Genomic DNA, 15066 nt, shown 5'->3' on the forward strand with positions numbered 1-15066 from the left:
GCTTTCCCTTGATCAACACAATCTGGTAAGCCAAGACCTTCATAAGAACTTCCAGCAAGCTGAATCATCGGGAAATGTTCTTGAATTTCCTTTTTCGACTTAGCCACTCGTTCTCTATGTCCTACAACATATTGTGGAGATGCATTTTTCCATCTAGTAACAACTGAAAAAATAGGATTTCGATCAATTTTAATCGTTTTTCGTAAATCTGAAAGAACGACTTTTTCAAGCTCGCTGTCCGATAACTCCACTGCAGACTCATCGCCTGGTCGACCTACAAATCCTCGAATTAACACATGTCCTTCAGGTGTGGTCGTTGGCCATTTTCGATGTGTCCATGTACAGGCAGTGATGGAATAATCACTGTTTCTCGACACTAAAAATCCAGTACCTTCTCTATCTTGTTGGACCGCTTCTTCTTTAAAAGCCATAGCAACAGTCGCTACTGAAGTAGCTGGCATGTCTTGGAAATCCGTCATCAACCCATGCTCTTCAAATAGTGGAAGAGCTGCAAGATGCGGAGTTGCAATAATCAATTGATCGAGAAGCATTTCAGAATCGTTGTTGAGGAATAGATTCACTTGATTCCCAACTCTTTCGAAACGTTCAACACGAACCCCTTTCATCACTGAGCCTGGTTCGAGCTGGTCTTCTATTGCTTCCACAATCGTTTCTAAGCCATTTTTGAAAGTTCGGAAAATACCTTCTTTAGACTTTTGTACAGGTTGTTTTGGTGTAGTTTTTTTCGAACCAATAATCAGGCTGCGATGTTCCTGTTCCAGTTTATAAAACTGTGGAAACGTTGCTTGTAGACTCATTTTATCAATGTCTCCTGAATAGATTCCCGATAATAAAGGCTCAATTAAGTTTTCAACTACTTCTCCACCAAAACGTCTACGTAAAAATTGTCCCACCGATTGGTCTCCATTAACCGAAGACTTAGGTAAAATAAAATCACCAGCTGCGCGAAGTTTTCCGCTCCATGAGAATAATCCCGAGGTGACGAATGGCGATATTTGTGTAGGAATGCCCATTACAGACCCTCCAGGAATCGGGTGTAGACCATCATTAACCAGAATATATGCCTGCCCAGTTGCATTGCTTACAAGTTGGTCACTGATACCAAGGTCCTCGGCTAAAATGCCAAAGCTTTTTTTACGTGCTAAAAACGAGTCAGGTCCCCGTTCGATGACAAATCCATCTTTGCGGACTGTCTGGATTTTCCCGCCAAGACGATGGGAAGCTTCAATCAAAACCACGTCAAGGGGATATCCTTTTTCTCTCGCTTCTTTCTGCAAGTAAAACGCAGCCGCCAATCCTGTAATTCCTCCACCTATAATTGCTACTTTTCGTTTTTCTCGCGACACAGTCATCATCACTTTCGATTTCAGTTTACTTATTTTTTCCCTAAATGTTTTAACACAACGTCAGACATTGCATCAATAAATAATGGCTGCGTATTTGGCATTTCAGGACGGTAATAATTAGCTCCGATTTCATCCGTTACTACTTTACATTCATAATCATTGTCAAATAGCACTTCTAAATGATCTGTCACAAAACCTACCGGTGTGTAAACGAATGTATTATAGCCTTCTTGTTCGTGTAATTCACGAGTCAAATCTTGGACGTCTGGTCCAATCCATGGCTCTGGAGTTTGACCAGCACTTTGCCACCCAACTTCGTAGCTTTCTACACCTGCAGCTTGTGCGATTAAATCAGCTGTTTCTTTTAATTGGTTTGGATAAGGATCGCCATTTGCGATTATTTTTTCTGGTAAAGAATGCGCAGAAACGATTAAACAAGCTTTAGCTCGTTCTTCCGTTGACATCGAGTTAAACGTTTCAGATACTTTTTCTGTCCAATACTGAATGAACTTCGGTTCATCGTACCAACTCTCAACAGAGGTAATGTGAAGACCGCCTAATTTTTCTGCGGTTTCCTTCGCACGTCCATTATAAGATTTAACCGAGAACGTAGAGAAATGCGGTGCTAATACAATCGACACTGCTTCAGTAATTCCGTCTTTATGCATTTGCTCTACGGCATCTTCTACAAAAGGTTCAATATGCTTTAAGCCAATATATAATTTAAATTCAATGTCATCTTGGACTTCATTCAATCGGTCGCGAAGTGCTGCGGCTTGATCATCCGTAATTTTAGCTAATGGAGAAATTCCCCCAATCGCACGGTAGCGGTCTCTTAAGTCAATAAGAGCTTCTGGACTTGGCGGACGGCCATGACGAATATGAGTATAATAACGTTCTAAATCTTCTTCCTTGTATGGCGTACCATAAGCCATGACAAGCAGTCCCATAGTTTTCTTAGACAACTTCATCACCTCATTCAATTATTTACAACCTTCATTTTGCCACGTTCAATTTATTCATGCGAACATGAACGACTTATGAATGTGCTTTCATTTGTTTACGGCTATAATCATGGACAAATTCAGTCAATCGTTTTAAAACATCTGGATTTACTTCAGGGAAAACTCCGTGACCCAAATTAAAAATGTGTGACGGATGTGCGAGACCTTGATCAACGATGTCTTTTGCACGTTCCTCAATAACCGACCAATCAGCTAGTAATAGTGACGGATCCAAGTTACCTTGAAGTGTCTTCGTTAAGCCCATAGCACGAGCGTCTTTAATTGATAAACGCCAATCTAAACCTACAACGTCTACTGGAAGGTCATGCCATTCTTTTGCTAAATGACTTGCACCTACACCAAATGTCGTAACGGGTACACCTAGCTCTTGTATTGCCGTAAAGATACGTGTCATTACTGGTTTAATGAAGATACGGTAATCTTCAATATTCAAAGCACCTACCCAAGAATCGAAAATTTGGATGGCTTTTGCTCCCGCTTCAACTTGTGCTTTTGTATAAACAATAATCATATCTGCAAGCTTGTCCATTAATGCAAACCATGCTTTTGGTTCGGAAACCATAAATGCTTTTGTTTTGTTGTAATTTTTTGAAGGGCCGCCTTCAATCATATAACTCGCAAGTGTAAACGGAGCTCCTGAGAAACCAATCAACGGTACATTCAATTGTTCTTGTGTCAAAATCTTTATCGTTTCTAGTACAAATGGGATATGATCTTGTGGAGAAAGTTCTCCCAGTTTCTCAACATCTTGTACCGTGCGAATTGGATTTGAAATAACAGGACCTATACCTGATTTGATTTTCACATCCACTCCGATTCCTGGCAGTGGCGTTACGATATCTTTGTAAAGTATTGCAGCATCTACATTGTAATTTTCAACTGGTAAGCGAGTAACATACGCGCACAGTTCTGGTTGATGTGTAATTTCTTCTAATGAATACTTCTCTTTAATTTTTCGGTATTCTGGTTGTGAACGTCCTGCTTGACGCATATACCATACTGGTGTGTGATCAACTTTCTCGCCACGTGCAGCACGTAGAAATGTATCGTTAAAATTTGTCATGATGTTCTTTCCTGCCCTTCAATTTCACATTTTTGTTGTCGCCCTTTTATATTCGTTCTAAATATAGACGTTCTCTACACTATTGTATAGATTTCAGGTGCAAATGTCATAGAATTGTCTAGATTAGGAGACACTCTTTTGACAAAGATTTGTTTCGAGCGTTTTTGTTTGGGGAAGATTATACTGTACATATAGATACGGAGGGAAAAACATGAACATTTACTTAACGTCAGGTACACCTGAATTCATGAATTCTTTAAAAGAAAAGCATGCTGGAGAAAAGATGGTTGTTCTCCACGGTGAAGGCAATGCAGTCCTTCTTCACGAGACAACTGGCCAAACCATTTTTCAAACACCACGGAAATACGAAGTTATTGACTCGTCAGGCGAATTAAGTGATCAAGGCTATTTCGTTTTTAACAACATTCCCGTTACGGATGAAGGTCGTCCAATATTTGAACATCGTTTTAGTAATCGCGCACGTGCTATTGAAAATGAACCTGGATTTATTGCGATTCGCGTGTTACGTCCCGTTGGTTCTGATACGTACGTAATTTTGACAGAGTGGACTGGTCCATCTTCATTTGAAGCATGGCAAACATCTCAAGCTTATAACAAAGCCCACGAAAAGCGCGGAACAGATGAAGGCATCGATAAACGTCCAAATATTTTCTCAAGTGCTTCTTATGTGACTAAATATACGACTGCTAAAAAGAACGAAGAATCTATATAATTGATAAAGCGCTAATTCCTTTTTTGGAATTGGCGCTTTTAAATTGTAGAACTTGGATTTATGTTATTTAATAAAACCCTTAGTCTCAGGTAGTCAACCTGGACAGAATACTGCGTCACATATTTAGACAAATCTTATTAACCCAACTTTCGCAGCATGAAAATATACTTCCCCCCTACGTGAAATTGAAGGAAACTTATTCTAAGTAGAATCTTAACGAAAGAAGAAATGTTTTATTGATGATCTACATAGAATCACAAAGACAATGAGTTCCGGTTGCTTTGGAATTCAATCCACTGCACCATTGACCTGAACGGTAAGCTCCTGGGCAATCCTGCGGCGAATTTTCGTCCGTCGCTTCCCATACATCGATGTGCCCATGTTTAAGTGCTTTTGGTTAACTAAAGATTCGACACCTATTCTCGGTAAAATAACCTGCCAAAGATGAAATTTTGGCAGGTTCCTTCTTTTTTTATCCGGTTTTACGAAGCTTAACTCTAATTCATCTAAAGTGAACTGCCTTTAGGTTGTTGTGAATGCTGAGAGGAAAAACCCTTCATCACAAGAAAGAAGGAGTTAGAAATGAAGCTATTCAAAAAGTCCTTATCTTTTTTTGATTTTGTTGCAACTATCCAATAACCTTCTAAATTATCTGTCTCATTAATCTACTTATTGTCGAGATATGAAGTAAAAAAGCGTAGACTCCAGCGGGAATAGCGAAGTGTCGAAATCCACTCGAACGACCAGTTCGAGTTAGTTCGGCGCAAGGCCGCGGAAAGCGTAGCAGTTTTGCGAAATATCAACCTCATATTGGTTTGATCATAGCTTAAAAAAACCTTCTAATGACGTGTGGAATGCACAACCGTAGACCGATTACCGATAAAAAGGAGCGAAGAGACATGCGCATTTCCTAGTAGTAAAAGGGGATATCAGTTTATGGATCAGTGGATATCCCCCTATGATTGGAGGCTCTTTTTTCTATGCGAAGGTTGAGGTATTAAGTTACAAGAAAAAAGAGTCAGCTCATGCCGACTCTCAACTTACATATTTTCCATTAGTCGTTTTGCTATTTGTTGATACTCATCTGGACCAATTCCTGGTGCAAATTCTTCTGGAAGATCATCAAGATCAGGGATTGGGCCCCCTTTAGGTGTGCCATCTTGCACCACAAGCGGCTGACCAGTGCTTGGATTATCGCCTTTCCAGATGGAGCGGATATCTTTGTATTGTCCTTCATCATTCCATGTAAATAATATGTTTCCTAACCCTTGATCTTCAAATTTGCGCGCATGATCAAATGCACGATTATCTAAATTCGGAATCGGAAGCATTCCAGTTAAATCAACACCTGTGGCCATTTGTATAGCCTTCGCATAAGCAAGGATGTGTGTACCGCCCCGTACCAATAAATACCCAATCATTTCTCTGGCCGTTTCGTGACTTGTCATTTCATAAACACGCATTTTATGAGTTCTAGCTCCACATTCTAAGAAGAAATTGTGAAGCAGATCCAGCACTAAGTTTCCGCTGGAAAAAACATTATCACCACGCCATGGATTACCCATGGAATCCCCTGCCATTGAAGTTTGTGCAGTAGCTATAAGAGCATACGTATTTCGCTTATCTTTGCCGTTTTGTAATGGTGTGACATCTGGATCACCCGCAAAAGAGGTTCCTTTGTTCAAGATATTAATAGTGTTGGATACGAGCTCCACATGACCAAATTCTTCCGCGGTAATACTTGCGACCAAATCATAAAAGGGTTTAAATTTGGTTTTTTGACGAAAATTGAATGACTGATACATATAGTTATTCAATGTCGACATTTCTCCAAATTTTCCGCCAAGTAATTCCTGTACTGCCGCTGCAGCATTTGCATCCCCATACTCAGGGATCGGCAGGTCAATCTGCAACCTATTTATCCGTTTAAACATGGAATCTCCTTCTCTCATTTTTTATCAACTAAACGAACTCGACCCTTCAAGTTTATGTGTATGAAAGGATTTAAGTTACTATGCTCATTTAATTTTAATAAGTTGCCGGAGATACCCAGATGATTTGTTGAGTACGTACAAAAAATGGCGTTTTATTCGTTTCAACCACAATGTGGTCTGGCAAAACCTGAGTTAGGACACCTTTTACTACACCATTATTTGATAACTGCACAACAATTTCTTTCCCAATAATTAACGTTAATGTTTGATACACATATGGGTCGTAATTGCTGACATACTCTACCGATTGCTGTGGTTGACCATTCATTCATGTCACACTCCTTCTAATCAATAGTCATAGTGTATGGAAGAAGAAGCGGAATTGTGAATTCATCACAACACGCGATGTTTTGAATTAATTGAAAAAGTAGTAATTCAGTATTGTTGAATTCGAATAGTTTCAATTTCAGCTATTTTCTTCAATTCATTTGCACGCGATACTAAAAAATTTCTCATATACTTTTCTAAAAACAATTTATCAGCTAGTTGGCCGATGATGCCAAAAGGTGATTGATATTCAAAATAATCTTTCATTATTGTCCCATTGTCTTTCTCGACAAAAGAGTGTGTATGTGTAAAAGAGTGGAAGGCACCTTTTACCATGACGTCCGTAAATGTATGTGGCTCGTCCATCCCCGATATCTTAGCAGTTAATCTTTGTTTTATACCAAGATGAATGGCCTCCCAGATGACTTCATCCCCCTTCCTGTTGTAACACCTCCAACTGCTCGTTCATTTGTATGAGATGTAGTTTTCGTATGAATTTCAACATTGCGCGCTAAATCGAAACACATGTCAATCGGAGCTTTTATAAAAGTTTTGAGTTTTATGATAGGCATAATGAGGCACTCCTTTCTAAGAAAAAAACCGATTAATTTTTCTATACGCTAAAATAGCTGTTACGTTAATCAATAATTCTCTCTCTAAGGAATCTGTTCTCCGTTTAAAGAAGGATTTTGCTTTGTTTTGTGAATCTATAAAACTTCAATTGTTCTGCAGATTTCCTAATGATATAATAACAAACATTCAAACTATTTCGACATTCGAAAGGAGCTTTTTATGAAAAATCAATTATTTGAAAAACTGGATATGGCGTATGAGGAAATGCAAGTCATTCGCAGATATCTACATATGAATCCTGAAGTATCATTTCAAGAAACCAAAACAGCAAAATACATACAAGATTTTTATGCTGAACTAGGTATTGATTTCACACCAAATGTTGGTGGGAATGGTGTGGTTGCTCGGGTAAGAGGTGCACTACCAGGAAAAACTGTTGCATTACGAGCAGATTTTGATGCATTGCCAATTCAAGATGAGAAAGATGTAGAGTACAAATCGACGGTCCCTGGTGTTATGCATGCATGTGGTCACGATGGTCATACTGCAACTTTATTAATTTTAGGAAGAACATTGCATGAAATGCGCGAGCAACTATCTGGTGAGTATGTTCTTATTCATCAACATGCTGAAGAGTATGCACCAGGTGGAGCAAAACCAATGATCGAAGCCGGTTGTTTAGAAGGGGTCGATGCCATTTTCGGAACTCATTTATGGTCATTAACTCCAGCTGGTACTATTGAATATCGCGTTGGTCCTGTCATGGCTGCAGCGGATCGATTTGAAATCAACATTCAGGGGCGCGGTGGACACGGGGCTAGCCCACACCAAACAAAAGATTCAATTGTCATTGGTGCTCAGCTGGTTACAAACTTACAACAAATCATTTCTCGCCGGGTTAGTCCTGTAGAATCAGCAGTATTGTCTGTTGGTTCATTCGTTGCACACAATGCCTTTAACGTAATCGCAGATTCGGCGAAGTTAATTGGTACAGTTCGCACATTCAGCCCTGAAGTCCGTGACTTAATCGAAAAAGAAATGGAACGTGTGATACAAGGTACGTGTCTTGCAAATGATTGCACATATGAATTCTTATACGAACGTGGATATAACGCTGTTGTTAACCATGCAGCTGAAACACAGTTTCTTAAAGAAGTAGCCGAACAAATTCCAGGCATCAACGAAGTTCGCGAGTCGGAACAACATATGGGCGGCGAAGATTTTGCTTACTACTTAGAAAAGGTTCCGGGCACTTTCTTTTTCACTGGGGCTCAGCCTAAAGGCGAAGTATTTCCACATCATCATCCGAAGTTTGATTTCGACGAAAGCGCAATGTTACACGCTGCGAAAACATTAGGCGCTGCAGTGGTCAATTATCAAGAAGTGAAATAATAAGAACCCGACGTCAATAATGATGTCGGGTTCTTATTTCGCATTGGTATGAATGAAAATCCAATTAACTAAAACCTTTTGTAAAAATCTATAACACTAGCATAAGAACCTATCGATATTTTCCCATAGAAAAACTTGAAGTATTGGTTCAACTTTTATTTCAAATGAAACATGCCTTTTCCTGTTGCAGGATCAATTGGTAAGGAAGAATGTTCGTGTACAATTTGCCAAGAATCATCCACCTTGCACAACCCAAACGTAAATCGATTTGTGATTTGGCGAAGTTTTTCAGACGATGACTGAGCATACGCTGAAAAAGTAATCGCACATTTCGCAAAAGCCACTGATTCACCTTCTTCAATCGTCATGTCAGAGAACGTTACTTTTAAATATACACCTTCTCCTGATAGCTCCTGAAACCAACTCTCTACAGATTTTCGCCATTCCCACAATCCATTACAATCCCACTTACCCCAACAATCGTACAAGTTTATATTCTCGGAATACGAACAAAGAAATTTCTCAACATCTCTTTCGAAAATAGATGTCTTATAATTCTCCAGCACTTCTCGAACAATAGAAAACGATTGTTTCATAACTCCATCTCCCTAAGAAATTATCTAGTCGAACAAACTTATATACATTTTATTTATATTGTACATGACAAAAATAGAAGTTTACAGATAATTCTAATAAGAAATATTCATTCGTGAAAAAGAATGTGTGCACTATTTGGAGCTTACTCTGGTTCTCACTTTCATGCTCCTTTTCGAATAATCGAAGCTTATAGGCATATTATTAAAAAATGACTGTATTATTGGAGGCTCAGAATGAGAAGGTCTAATAAAGGAGTATTAATGCTAGGTTTTGTATTATTGATCATTGTGGTCATGATTTTTATCCTATCGTCTTTGTCATCTGAATCTGACCAGGATTTGTATCTGCGTGATGTGCAAGAGGTAGAAACTGTTACCAGTAAACTTATTGATTCAAACTTTCAAGAGGAGCTCATTACTCAATTAAAAAATGAAGGATATAAACCTACTGGGAGCATTGCCTATACAATCTTTAGTATGGATAAAAAAGAAATCACGATTGTATTACATGGTATTGATACAAGCCGAAAAAAAGCTGAGAAATATATTGAGCAACTAACGAATCAGCTATCTACTTCTTCAGGTCTGGGTACGTTTGAAGTGAAAGTTTTAGAAGATAAAGATTAGAAATCCAAATACCTAATAATTGATTGAAAGGATGTATTGATGGACTTTCCAGTTGCAATTGGCTACAAATCACTTCAGAAGCAAACACCAAAAGTTAACATTTATTATCCATTTGTAATAGGTTTGGCCAATCATCAGGGAGAAGCAAAGATTAACGCAGCCATTGTTTCCACATTAAATAAAACGATGATTGAACTTGGCTATCATGATTCAAGCCTTATAGAAATGGTTGGACAATTTGAAATTAAAACCAATGAAAGAAATATTTTGAGTTTGACTTTAACAGTGTATTCGTTCACAGGCGGCGCGCATGGAATGACCATTATTAAAGCTCTGAATTTTGACGTAAACACAGGCAAACAGTATGAATTAAAGGACTTATTTAAACCTGGAAGTGATTACGTCACAGTACTATCGTCAATTATTCAACAGAAAATTAAAGATTGGAAAATACAGCTTCTTGATGAATTCACTAACATTAGACCTGACCAAGATTTCTACTTTGCTGACCATTCCCTGGTTATTTATTTTCAACTTTATGAAATCACACCCTACGTTTGGGGATTCCCATACTTCCCTATTCCCATCCTCGACATTCAAGATATTATCCAACCTGGTGGAGCATTAGATAAATTACTTCCTTTTTAATCACTTGAAGAAAACTGCATTGACTAATTACATTCTCATGGACGTCTAATTAAAATGGTCTCAAACCCCTAAATCTAAAGGGGTTTGAGACCATTAACAATTATTCATTCTATTTAGTCATCCGTAGGGTAATCTCACTTACAAGCACTACAACAATAGGCAATGCATACAAACTTGCTTGTTCCACTCCTGCAATGACTAAAGTCACTAGTACTATCAAAGCTTGTAAAACTTGAACTACCCGGACTAGTTTTAGAATCCCTTTGTTCCTTGCGTTTTCTGCTATCGGGAAAAGCATATCCATCCTGAATTCACTGGATGCCGACAACGCTTGCTTGATTTGAATCGCAGAAGCAAATGCTAACGCACCAACAAAAATCATCACAACTATAGGAATATCAATAAATGCTGCGCCTAATGCTGACAACAAAGTTAATCGCAACCATAAGTAAAATGTGTCATCAGTTCGTACGAAAGTTCTGAATACCAAATAGTCTTGTGCATTTTTCTGATGACTAGGAACTAAACGATACAATGCATTTAGCCATGCACGACGGTTGATACTCCCCTGAATATGTGGGACATCGGTAAAATAATTAGCAAATCGATAGAACCGTAACATCCGATTTTGCTCCATTTTCACGAAGTGTTCATAAGGGAAAGGTTGTCCTTTCAGTTGACGACTCCAAGAAATAAAATAAAATACGATTGGAAAGATTAATAACAATATATACAGTGGATTTAGTGTGAATGCTGATGCAAGGACGGCGATAGACACTAGTGCTCGAACTAAGCGATCACCCCAAACACCTTGTCCTTGGTTTGCCCATCTAAAAGCGAATTCTACCTGCACATTCCACCATTTTAAAATCAACATAAGGATAAATACTAGACCAAGTGTTTGTGGTTGAACTTTACTCACTTGACTCAGTAAGGGTAGTGCCACAATAAATGGAATGACTACAATAAAAAGTTGTGACCAAAACGTCCACGATAATGCTTTCTTCATGTATGTCATTAATTTCGTTTCAAGTGGCAGTAAGTACACTTGATCTGGTTCACGAATCAATGTTGTTGGCATGCTAAATGAAAGTAAAACTCCTAAAACAAAAGCTACTAACCAAGTACCAGGAAAATCACTAGGCACAGTCTTTAACCATTCACTATATTGATAACCTCCTGCTCCAAGGACGAAAACCACGACAATCGCAAGATGACCCGTGAAAACATATTTCAAGTATTTTTGAAGTTCGTTTACGTAATGAAGAAAACGTATACGCCATACGTCATGCAGGTTCTTCATTGTCTCGCTCCTTAGTCATCGCGATGTACAAGTCATCAAGAGTAGCTTGAGGCATGTTAAATGCAGCGCGTAAATCACTCATTGTACCTTGAGCCCGAATTCGTCCGTTGTGCAATAACAATATACGGTCACAATATCGTTCAGCAGTTGACAAAATGTGCGTAGACATAAGAACCGATGCACCAGTTTGTTTCTTTTCATTCATTTGATCAAGTAATGATTGAATTCCAAGTGGGTCTAGTCCGACGAAAGGTTCGTCAATTATATATAAGGAAGGATTCACTAAGAACGCACACATAATCATCACTTTTTGACGCATTCCTTTAGAAAAGTGTGACGGGAACCAATTTAAGCGTTTTTCCATGCGAAATTCTTTTAATAGCACTTCGGAGCGAGCGGCTAATGTTACTTCATCTAAGCCATAAGCCATTGCTGTAAGTTCCAAATGTTCCTTTAATGTTAATTCGTCATACAATACAGGTGTTTCAGGAATATAAGAAAACGCAGCTCGGTAAGCGTCCATGTCTTCTTTCATTGTCACTTTGTTTAAACGAATTTCTCCATCTTTTGGATTCATTAATCCGATAATATGTTTAATTGTGGTACTCTTCCCTGCCCCATTTAGTCCTATGAGACCGACTAATTCTCCGGGTGCGATTGAAAAAGATAAATCATGAATGATTGGTTTACGAGTATAGCCACCTGTAACTCCACTTACTTCTAATACGTTCATCAAATGCACCCCTTTTAATCTATATCTTAACAAAAAAATTACGGATTGGCTTTTCACTAGCAACTTCTATTTATGATAAACTTAGGACCATATCATGAAAGGACGTGACCGACAATGAGTGATTGTTTGTTTTGTAAAATTGTAGACGGTTCTATTCCAAGTACAAAAGTGTATGAAGATGACCATGTGTTAGCCTTTATGGATATTATGCCACTTACAAAAGGTCATACGTTATTAATTCCGAAAAAACACCATGAAAATGTTTATGACATGTCTTCGGAAGAAGCAGGACAATTATTTTCCGTTGCGCCGAAAATTGCTGAGTCTATTAAAGCATCATTCCAACCAGTTGGCTTAAACCTACTAAATAACAACGGTGCGCCTGCTGGACAAAGTGTTTTCCATTTCCATCTTCATTTTATTCCAAGATACGATCAAACGGATGGCTTTAAAGCTACATGGCAAACAAAAGAAAAACAGTATACGAATGAAATGTTTGCTGAGTATGCTGAACAAATCCGCTTAAACCTAAGCAAGTAATCTTGCATTTATCTAATTAAGACTGTAAAATGATGAATAAGTTTCTCGCTGTCGATCACAGGATACGCCAGGAGAATCCAAAAATTAGATTAGAATAGTTGAGGAGAGATGAGCAAATGAATACAAAAAATTTAGTGTTAATGTCCCTACTAGTTAGTGTAGGAGCCGCTTTATATTTAGTCATCCCGGGATTTAATGGTGGGATGAAACCAGACTTTATGTTAACAATGATGTTTATTGGAATTCTGCTATTTCCAAAAGTATCACATGTTTTTTTATTAGCTATCACTACAGGCGTTATATCTGGACTGTTTTCAACTTTCCCAGCAGGATTTATTCCTAACGTCGTCGATAAATTCATTACGGCATTTGTATTTTTTGCAATAGTTGTGGCGTTGAAACATTTAACAACTAAACTTCCTGTTGCAGTAGCACTTACAGCATTAGGCACGTTATTATCAGGCGTTATTTTCTTGTCCGTTGCAATTTTTGTGCTCGGTGTAGAAATCCCATTATCATTTGGGTTCCTGGTTACAACTGTAGTCTTGCCATCAGTGGCTTTAAACGCAATCGCATTTTTCTTTATTTTCCCGATTGTGACTCAATTGGTGAAAAGATCGAAATTCAAAACAGCACTTTCAAACTAACTATATGTGGTCTGCCAATCATGGTAGGCCACTTTTTTTCGTTCCACCCCCTATTTCAGTTGAGAATTCCGTATTATCTTGTTGTTTTTTTACAAGCGAAGTGTCGATCTACAACAGCGCTTTTCGCTTTTCGTGTTGTCTAGCTACAAGCGCTAGCTCGCACCTAAGCTTCAGAAACTCATTTGAAAACTACGTTTTCAATTCCTTTCTTCCAGCGCCGGTGTCGATCTACAACAGCGCTTTTCGCTTTTCGTGTTGTCTTAGCTTGTCCAACATGTTTTAATTAATTGAAATGAAGGAATAGTATACATATATATGAAGGGAGTGCGTCTAAAATGAAAGCATCTACATTTTTTATTGGTTTAGTAACAGGTGTTGTTGCAGGATCAGCAGCTGCCTTATTCTCTACTCCTCAATCTGGTAGCGAGTTACGATCGAATGTTAAAACGGCATCATCTGATTGGAAAGATAAATTATCTGAAGTGAAATTTCAATTAAGCGATTTAAAACAATCAATTGCCCGCTTGACAAAAGAAGCAAAAACAGAAGTTCCACAAACGATTGATGAACTAAAACATTCTGTTCAAATGTGGCAGAATCAAACCGGACCAATTCAAGAAAATTTACAAAATGAAATTTCTTCAATTCAAATGGCTATGGAAGAATTAGAAAAATCTATAGCTAAACATCAAAAAAATCCTTCCTCTGTTAGCTGAAGGTAAAATTCCTGTCCTACATAAATTTGTAGGGCAGTTTTTTTATCAATTTTTCAACAACACATTATCATCTTCATACCTATAAAAGTATTATTTGATTTAATCTCTTTTATAGTAGAATATTATTGTCATCATAATATTTTAAAAATTCCAACTATGCAGAACTTTACTTTTTTGCTATAATGATAAAAAAAGATTTTCATGGAAGCAGGTGACGACATGTCTGAACAGATGTATACAATGAAAGAGGCAATGCTCTACAGCCAGCGGATTGCACAGCTGTCGAAAGCACTCTGGAAGGCAGTGGAAAAAGATTGGCAACAGTGGATAAAACCTTATAATTTGAATATTAATGAACATCATATTTTATGGATTTCATATCATTTAAAAGGTGCCTCTATTTCTGATGTAGCAAAATTTGGTGTAATGCATGTGTCTACTGCATTCAATTTTTCAAAGAAATTAGAAGAACGTGGGCTATTATCATTTTCAAAACGCGAAGATGATAAACGTAATACATATGTTGAACTTACAGAACAAGGTCAGGAATTATTAATGAATATGATTGAACATTACCATGACTCTCAGCATTCCGTAATTGAAGGTTCTCTTCCTCTTAAAGACTTATACGGAAGGTTTCCAGAATTTATGGAAGTAATGGCTGTAATTCGCAATATTTATGGAGATGACTTCATGGAGATATTTGAACACTCATTTAAGAATATCGATAAAAGCTTCGATGAAAAGATAGGAAATATCAAACCAACAGTTTAAATAGAAACCTCTTCTCTGAATATATGGAAACGCTATCTTAAATGTAATATTTGCAGACTTGCTTTTTT

General features: G+C 37.9%; 16 protein-coding genes and 1 pseudogene. 8 read left to right on the top strand and 9 right to left on the bottom strand.

Features of this window, described 5'->3' with window-relative positions; translation table 11 throughout:
• From hemY to hemE, 3 genes are all read right to left on the bottom strand, one after another.
• Window positions 1-1376, bottom strand: a 1376-nt coding sequence (hemY, locus tag WBG45_RS07595) for a protoporphyrinogen oxidase (RefSeq protein ID WP_424413423.1), incomplete at its 3' end; no start/stop codon positions are given.
• 20 nt (window positions 1377-1396) lie between these two features.
• On the bottom strand, window positions 1397-2332 hold the full coding sequence (hemH, locus tag WBG45_RS07600) for a ferrochelatase (protein ID WP_424413424.1): 936 nt from the start codon (window positions 2330-2332) through the stop codon (window positions 1397-1399).
• A gap of 73 nt (window positions 2333-2405) precedes the next feature.
• Window positions 2406-3455: a uroporphyrinogen decarboxylase gene (gene hemE, locus WBG45_RS07605; RefSeq protein ID WP_424413426.1), complete on the bottom strand. Its 1050-nt coding sequence runs from the start codon at window positions 3453-3455 to the stop codon at window positions 2406-2408.
• Window positions 3456-3666: 211 nt separating this feature from the next.
• Between hemE and WBG45_RS07610 the strand changes: the two genes are divergently transcribed.
• A complete protein-coding gene (locus WBG45_RS07610; protein ID WP_424413427.1) occupies window positions 3667-4188 on the top strand; it encodes an antibiotic biosynthesis monooxygenase family protein in 522 nt (173 codons plus the stop codon).
• A 1040-nt stretch (window positions 4189-5228) separates the two neighbouring features.
• On the opposite strand, the gene WBG45_RS07615 is transcribed toward WBG45_RS07610, so the two are convergent.
• The 3 genes and pseudogenes from WBG45_RS07615 to WBG45_RS07625 all read right to left on the bottom strand — a co-directional run bounded on the left by WBG45_RS07615 (window position 5229) and on the right by WBG45_RS07625 (window position 7021).
• Window positions 5229-6122, bottom strand: coding sequence for a manganese catalase family protein (locus WBG45_RS07615; protein WP_424413429.1), 894 nt, complete (start codon window positions 6120-6122; stop codon window positions 5229-5231).
• Between the two features lie 94 nt (window positions 6123-6216).
• Window positions 6217-6450, bottom strand: a complete 234-nt coding sequence (locus tag WBG45_RS07620) for a DUF2642 domain-containing protein (protein WP_424413431.1) — start codon at window positions 6448-6450, stop codon at window positions 6217-6219.
• 107 nt (window positions 6451-6557) lie between these two features.
• A pseudogene (locus tag WBG45_RS07625) lies at window positions 6558-7021 on the bottom strand (SRPBCC family protein).
• 220 nt (window positions 7022-7241) lie between these two features.
• Here WBG45_RS07625 and WBG45_RS07630 point away from each other — a divergent pair.
• Window positions 7242-8414, top strand: coding sequence for a M20 metallopeptidase family protein (locus tag WBG45_RS07630; protein WP_424413433.1), 1173 nt, complete (start codon window positions 7242-7244; stop codon window positions 8412-8414).
• A 155-nt stretch (window positions 8415-8569) separates the two neighbouring features.
• Here WBG45_RS07630 and WBG45_RS07635 read toward each other — a convergent pair whose 3' ends face one another.
• On the bottom strand, window positions 8570-9010 hold the full coding sequence (locus tag WBG45_RS07635; RefSeq protein ID WP_424413435.1) for a YybH family protein: 441 nt from the start codon (window positions 9008-9010) through the stop codon (window positions 8570-8572).
• 234 nt (window positions 9011-9244) lie between these two features.
• On the opposite strand from WBG45_RS07635, the gene WBG45_RS07640 reads away from it, so the two are divergent.
• Both WBG45_RS07640 and WBG45_RS07645 read left to right on the top strand, forming a co-directional pair.
• Window positions 9245-9637, top strand: a complete 393-nt coding sequence (locus WBG45_RS07640; protein WP_424413437.1) for a hypothetical protein — start codon at window positions 9245-9247, stop codon at window positions 9635-9637.
• A gap of 39 nt (window positions 9638-9676) precedes the next feature.
• A complete protein-coding gene (locus WBG45_RS07645) occupies window positions 9677-10285 on the top strand; it encodes a DUF3298 and DUF4163 domain-containing protein (protein ID WP_424413439.1) in 609 nt (202 codons plus the stop codon).
• Window positions 10286-10394: 109 nt separating this feature from the next.
• Here the strand turns inward: WBG45_RS07645 and WBG45_RS07650 are convergent, their stop codons facing one another.
• Complete coding sequence (locus WBG45_RS07650) at window positions 10395-11588, bottom strand: ABC transporter permease (RefSeq protein WP_424413441.1); 1194 nt, start codon at window positions 11586-11588, stop codon at window positions 10395-10397.
• On the bottom strand, window positions 11572-12321 hold the full coding sequence (locus WBG45_RS07655) for an ABC transporter ATP-binding protein (RefSeq protein ID WP_424413443.1): 750 nt from the start codon (window positions 12319-12321) through the stop codon (window positions 11572-11574). Before WBG45_RS07655 ends, WBG45_RS07650 begins: the two co-directional genes overlap by 17 nt.
• A gap of 114 nt (window positions 12322-12435) precedes the next feature.
• Between WBG45_RS07655 and WBG45_RS07660 the strand changes: the two genes are divergently transcribed.
• From WBG45_RS07660 to WBG45_RS07675, 4 genes are all read left to right on the top strand, one after another.
• Window positions 12436-12861 carry an HIT family protein gene (locus tag WBG45_RS07660; protein ID WP_424413445.1) on the top strand — a complete coding sequence of 142 codons (426 nt, stop codon included), beginning with the start codon at window positions 12436-12438 and terminating at the stop codon, window positions 12859-12861.
• Window positions 12862-12977: 116 nt separating this feature from the next.
• The gene (locus WBG45_RS07665; protein WP_424413447.1) at window positions 12978-13508 is read left to right on the top strand and encodes a tryptophan transporter; all 531 of its coding nucleotides are present in this window, start codon (window positions 12978-12980) and stop codon (window positions 13506-13508) included.
• A 335-nt stretch (window positions 13509-13843) separates the two neighbouring features.
• On the top strand, window positions 13844-14224 hold the full coding sequence (locus tag WBG45_RS07670; protein WP_424413449.1) for a YtxH domain-containing protein: 381 nt from the start codon (window positions 13844-13846) through the stop codon (window positions 14222-14224).
• 219 nt (window positions 14225-14443) lie between these two features.
• Complete coding sequence (locus tag WBG45_RS07675) at window positions 14444-14998, top strand: HTH-type transcriptional regulator Hpr (RefSeq protein ID WP_024533947.1); 555 nt, start codon at window positions 14444-14446, stop codon at window positions 14996-14998.
• Window positions 14999-15066: the final 68 nt, after the last annotated feature.

This window comes from Paenisporosarcina sp., from assembly GCF_049671445.1.
Taxonomy (GTDB): domain Bacteria; phylum Bacillota; class Bacilli; order Bacillales_A; family Planococcaceae; genus Paenisporosarcina.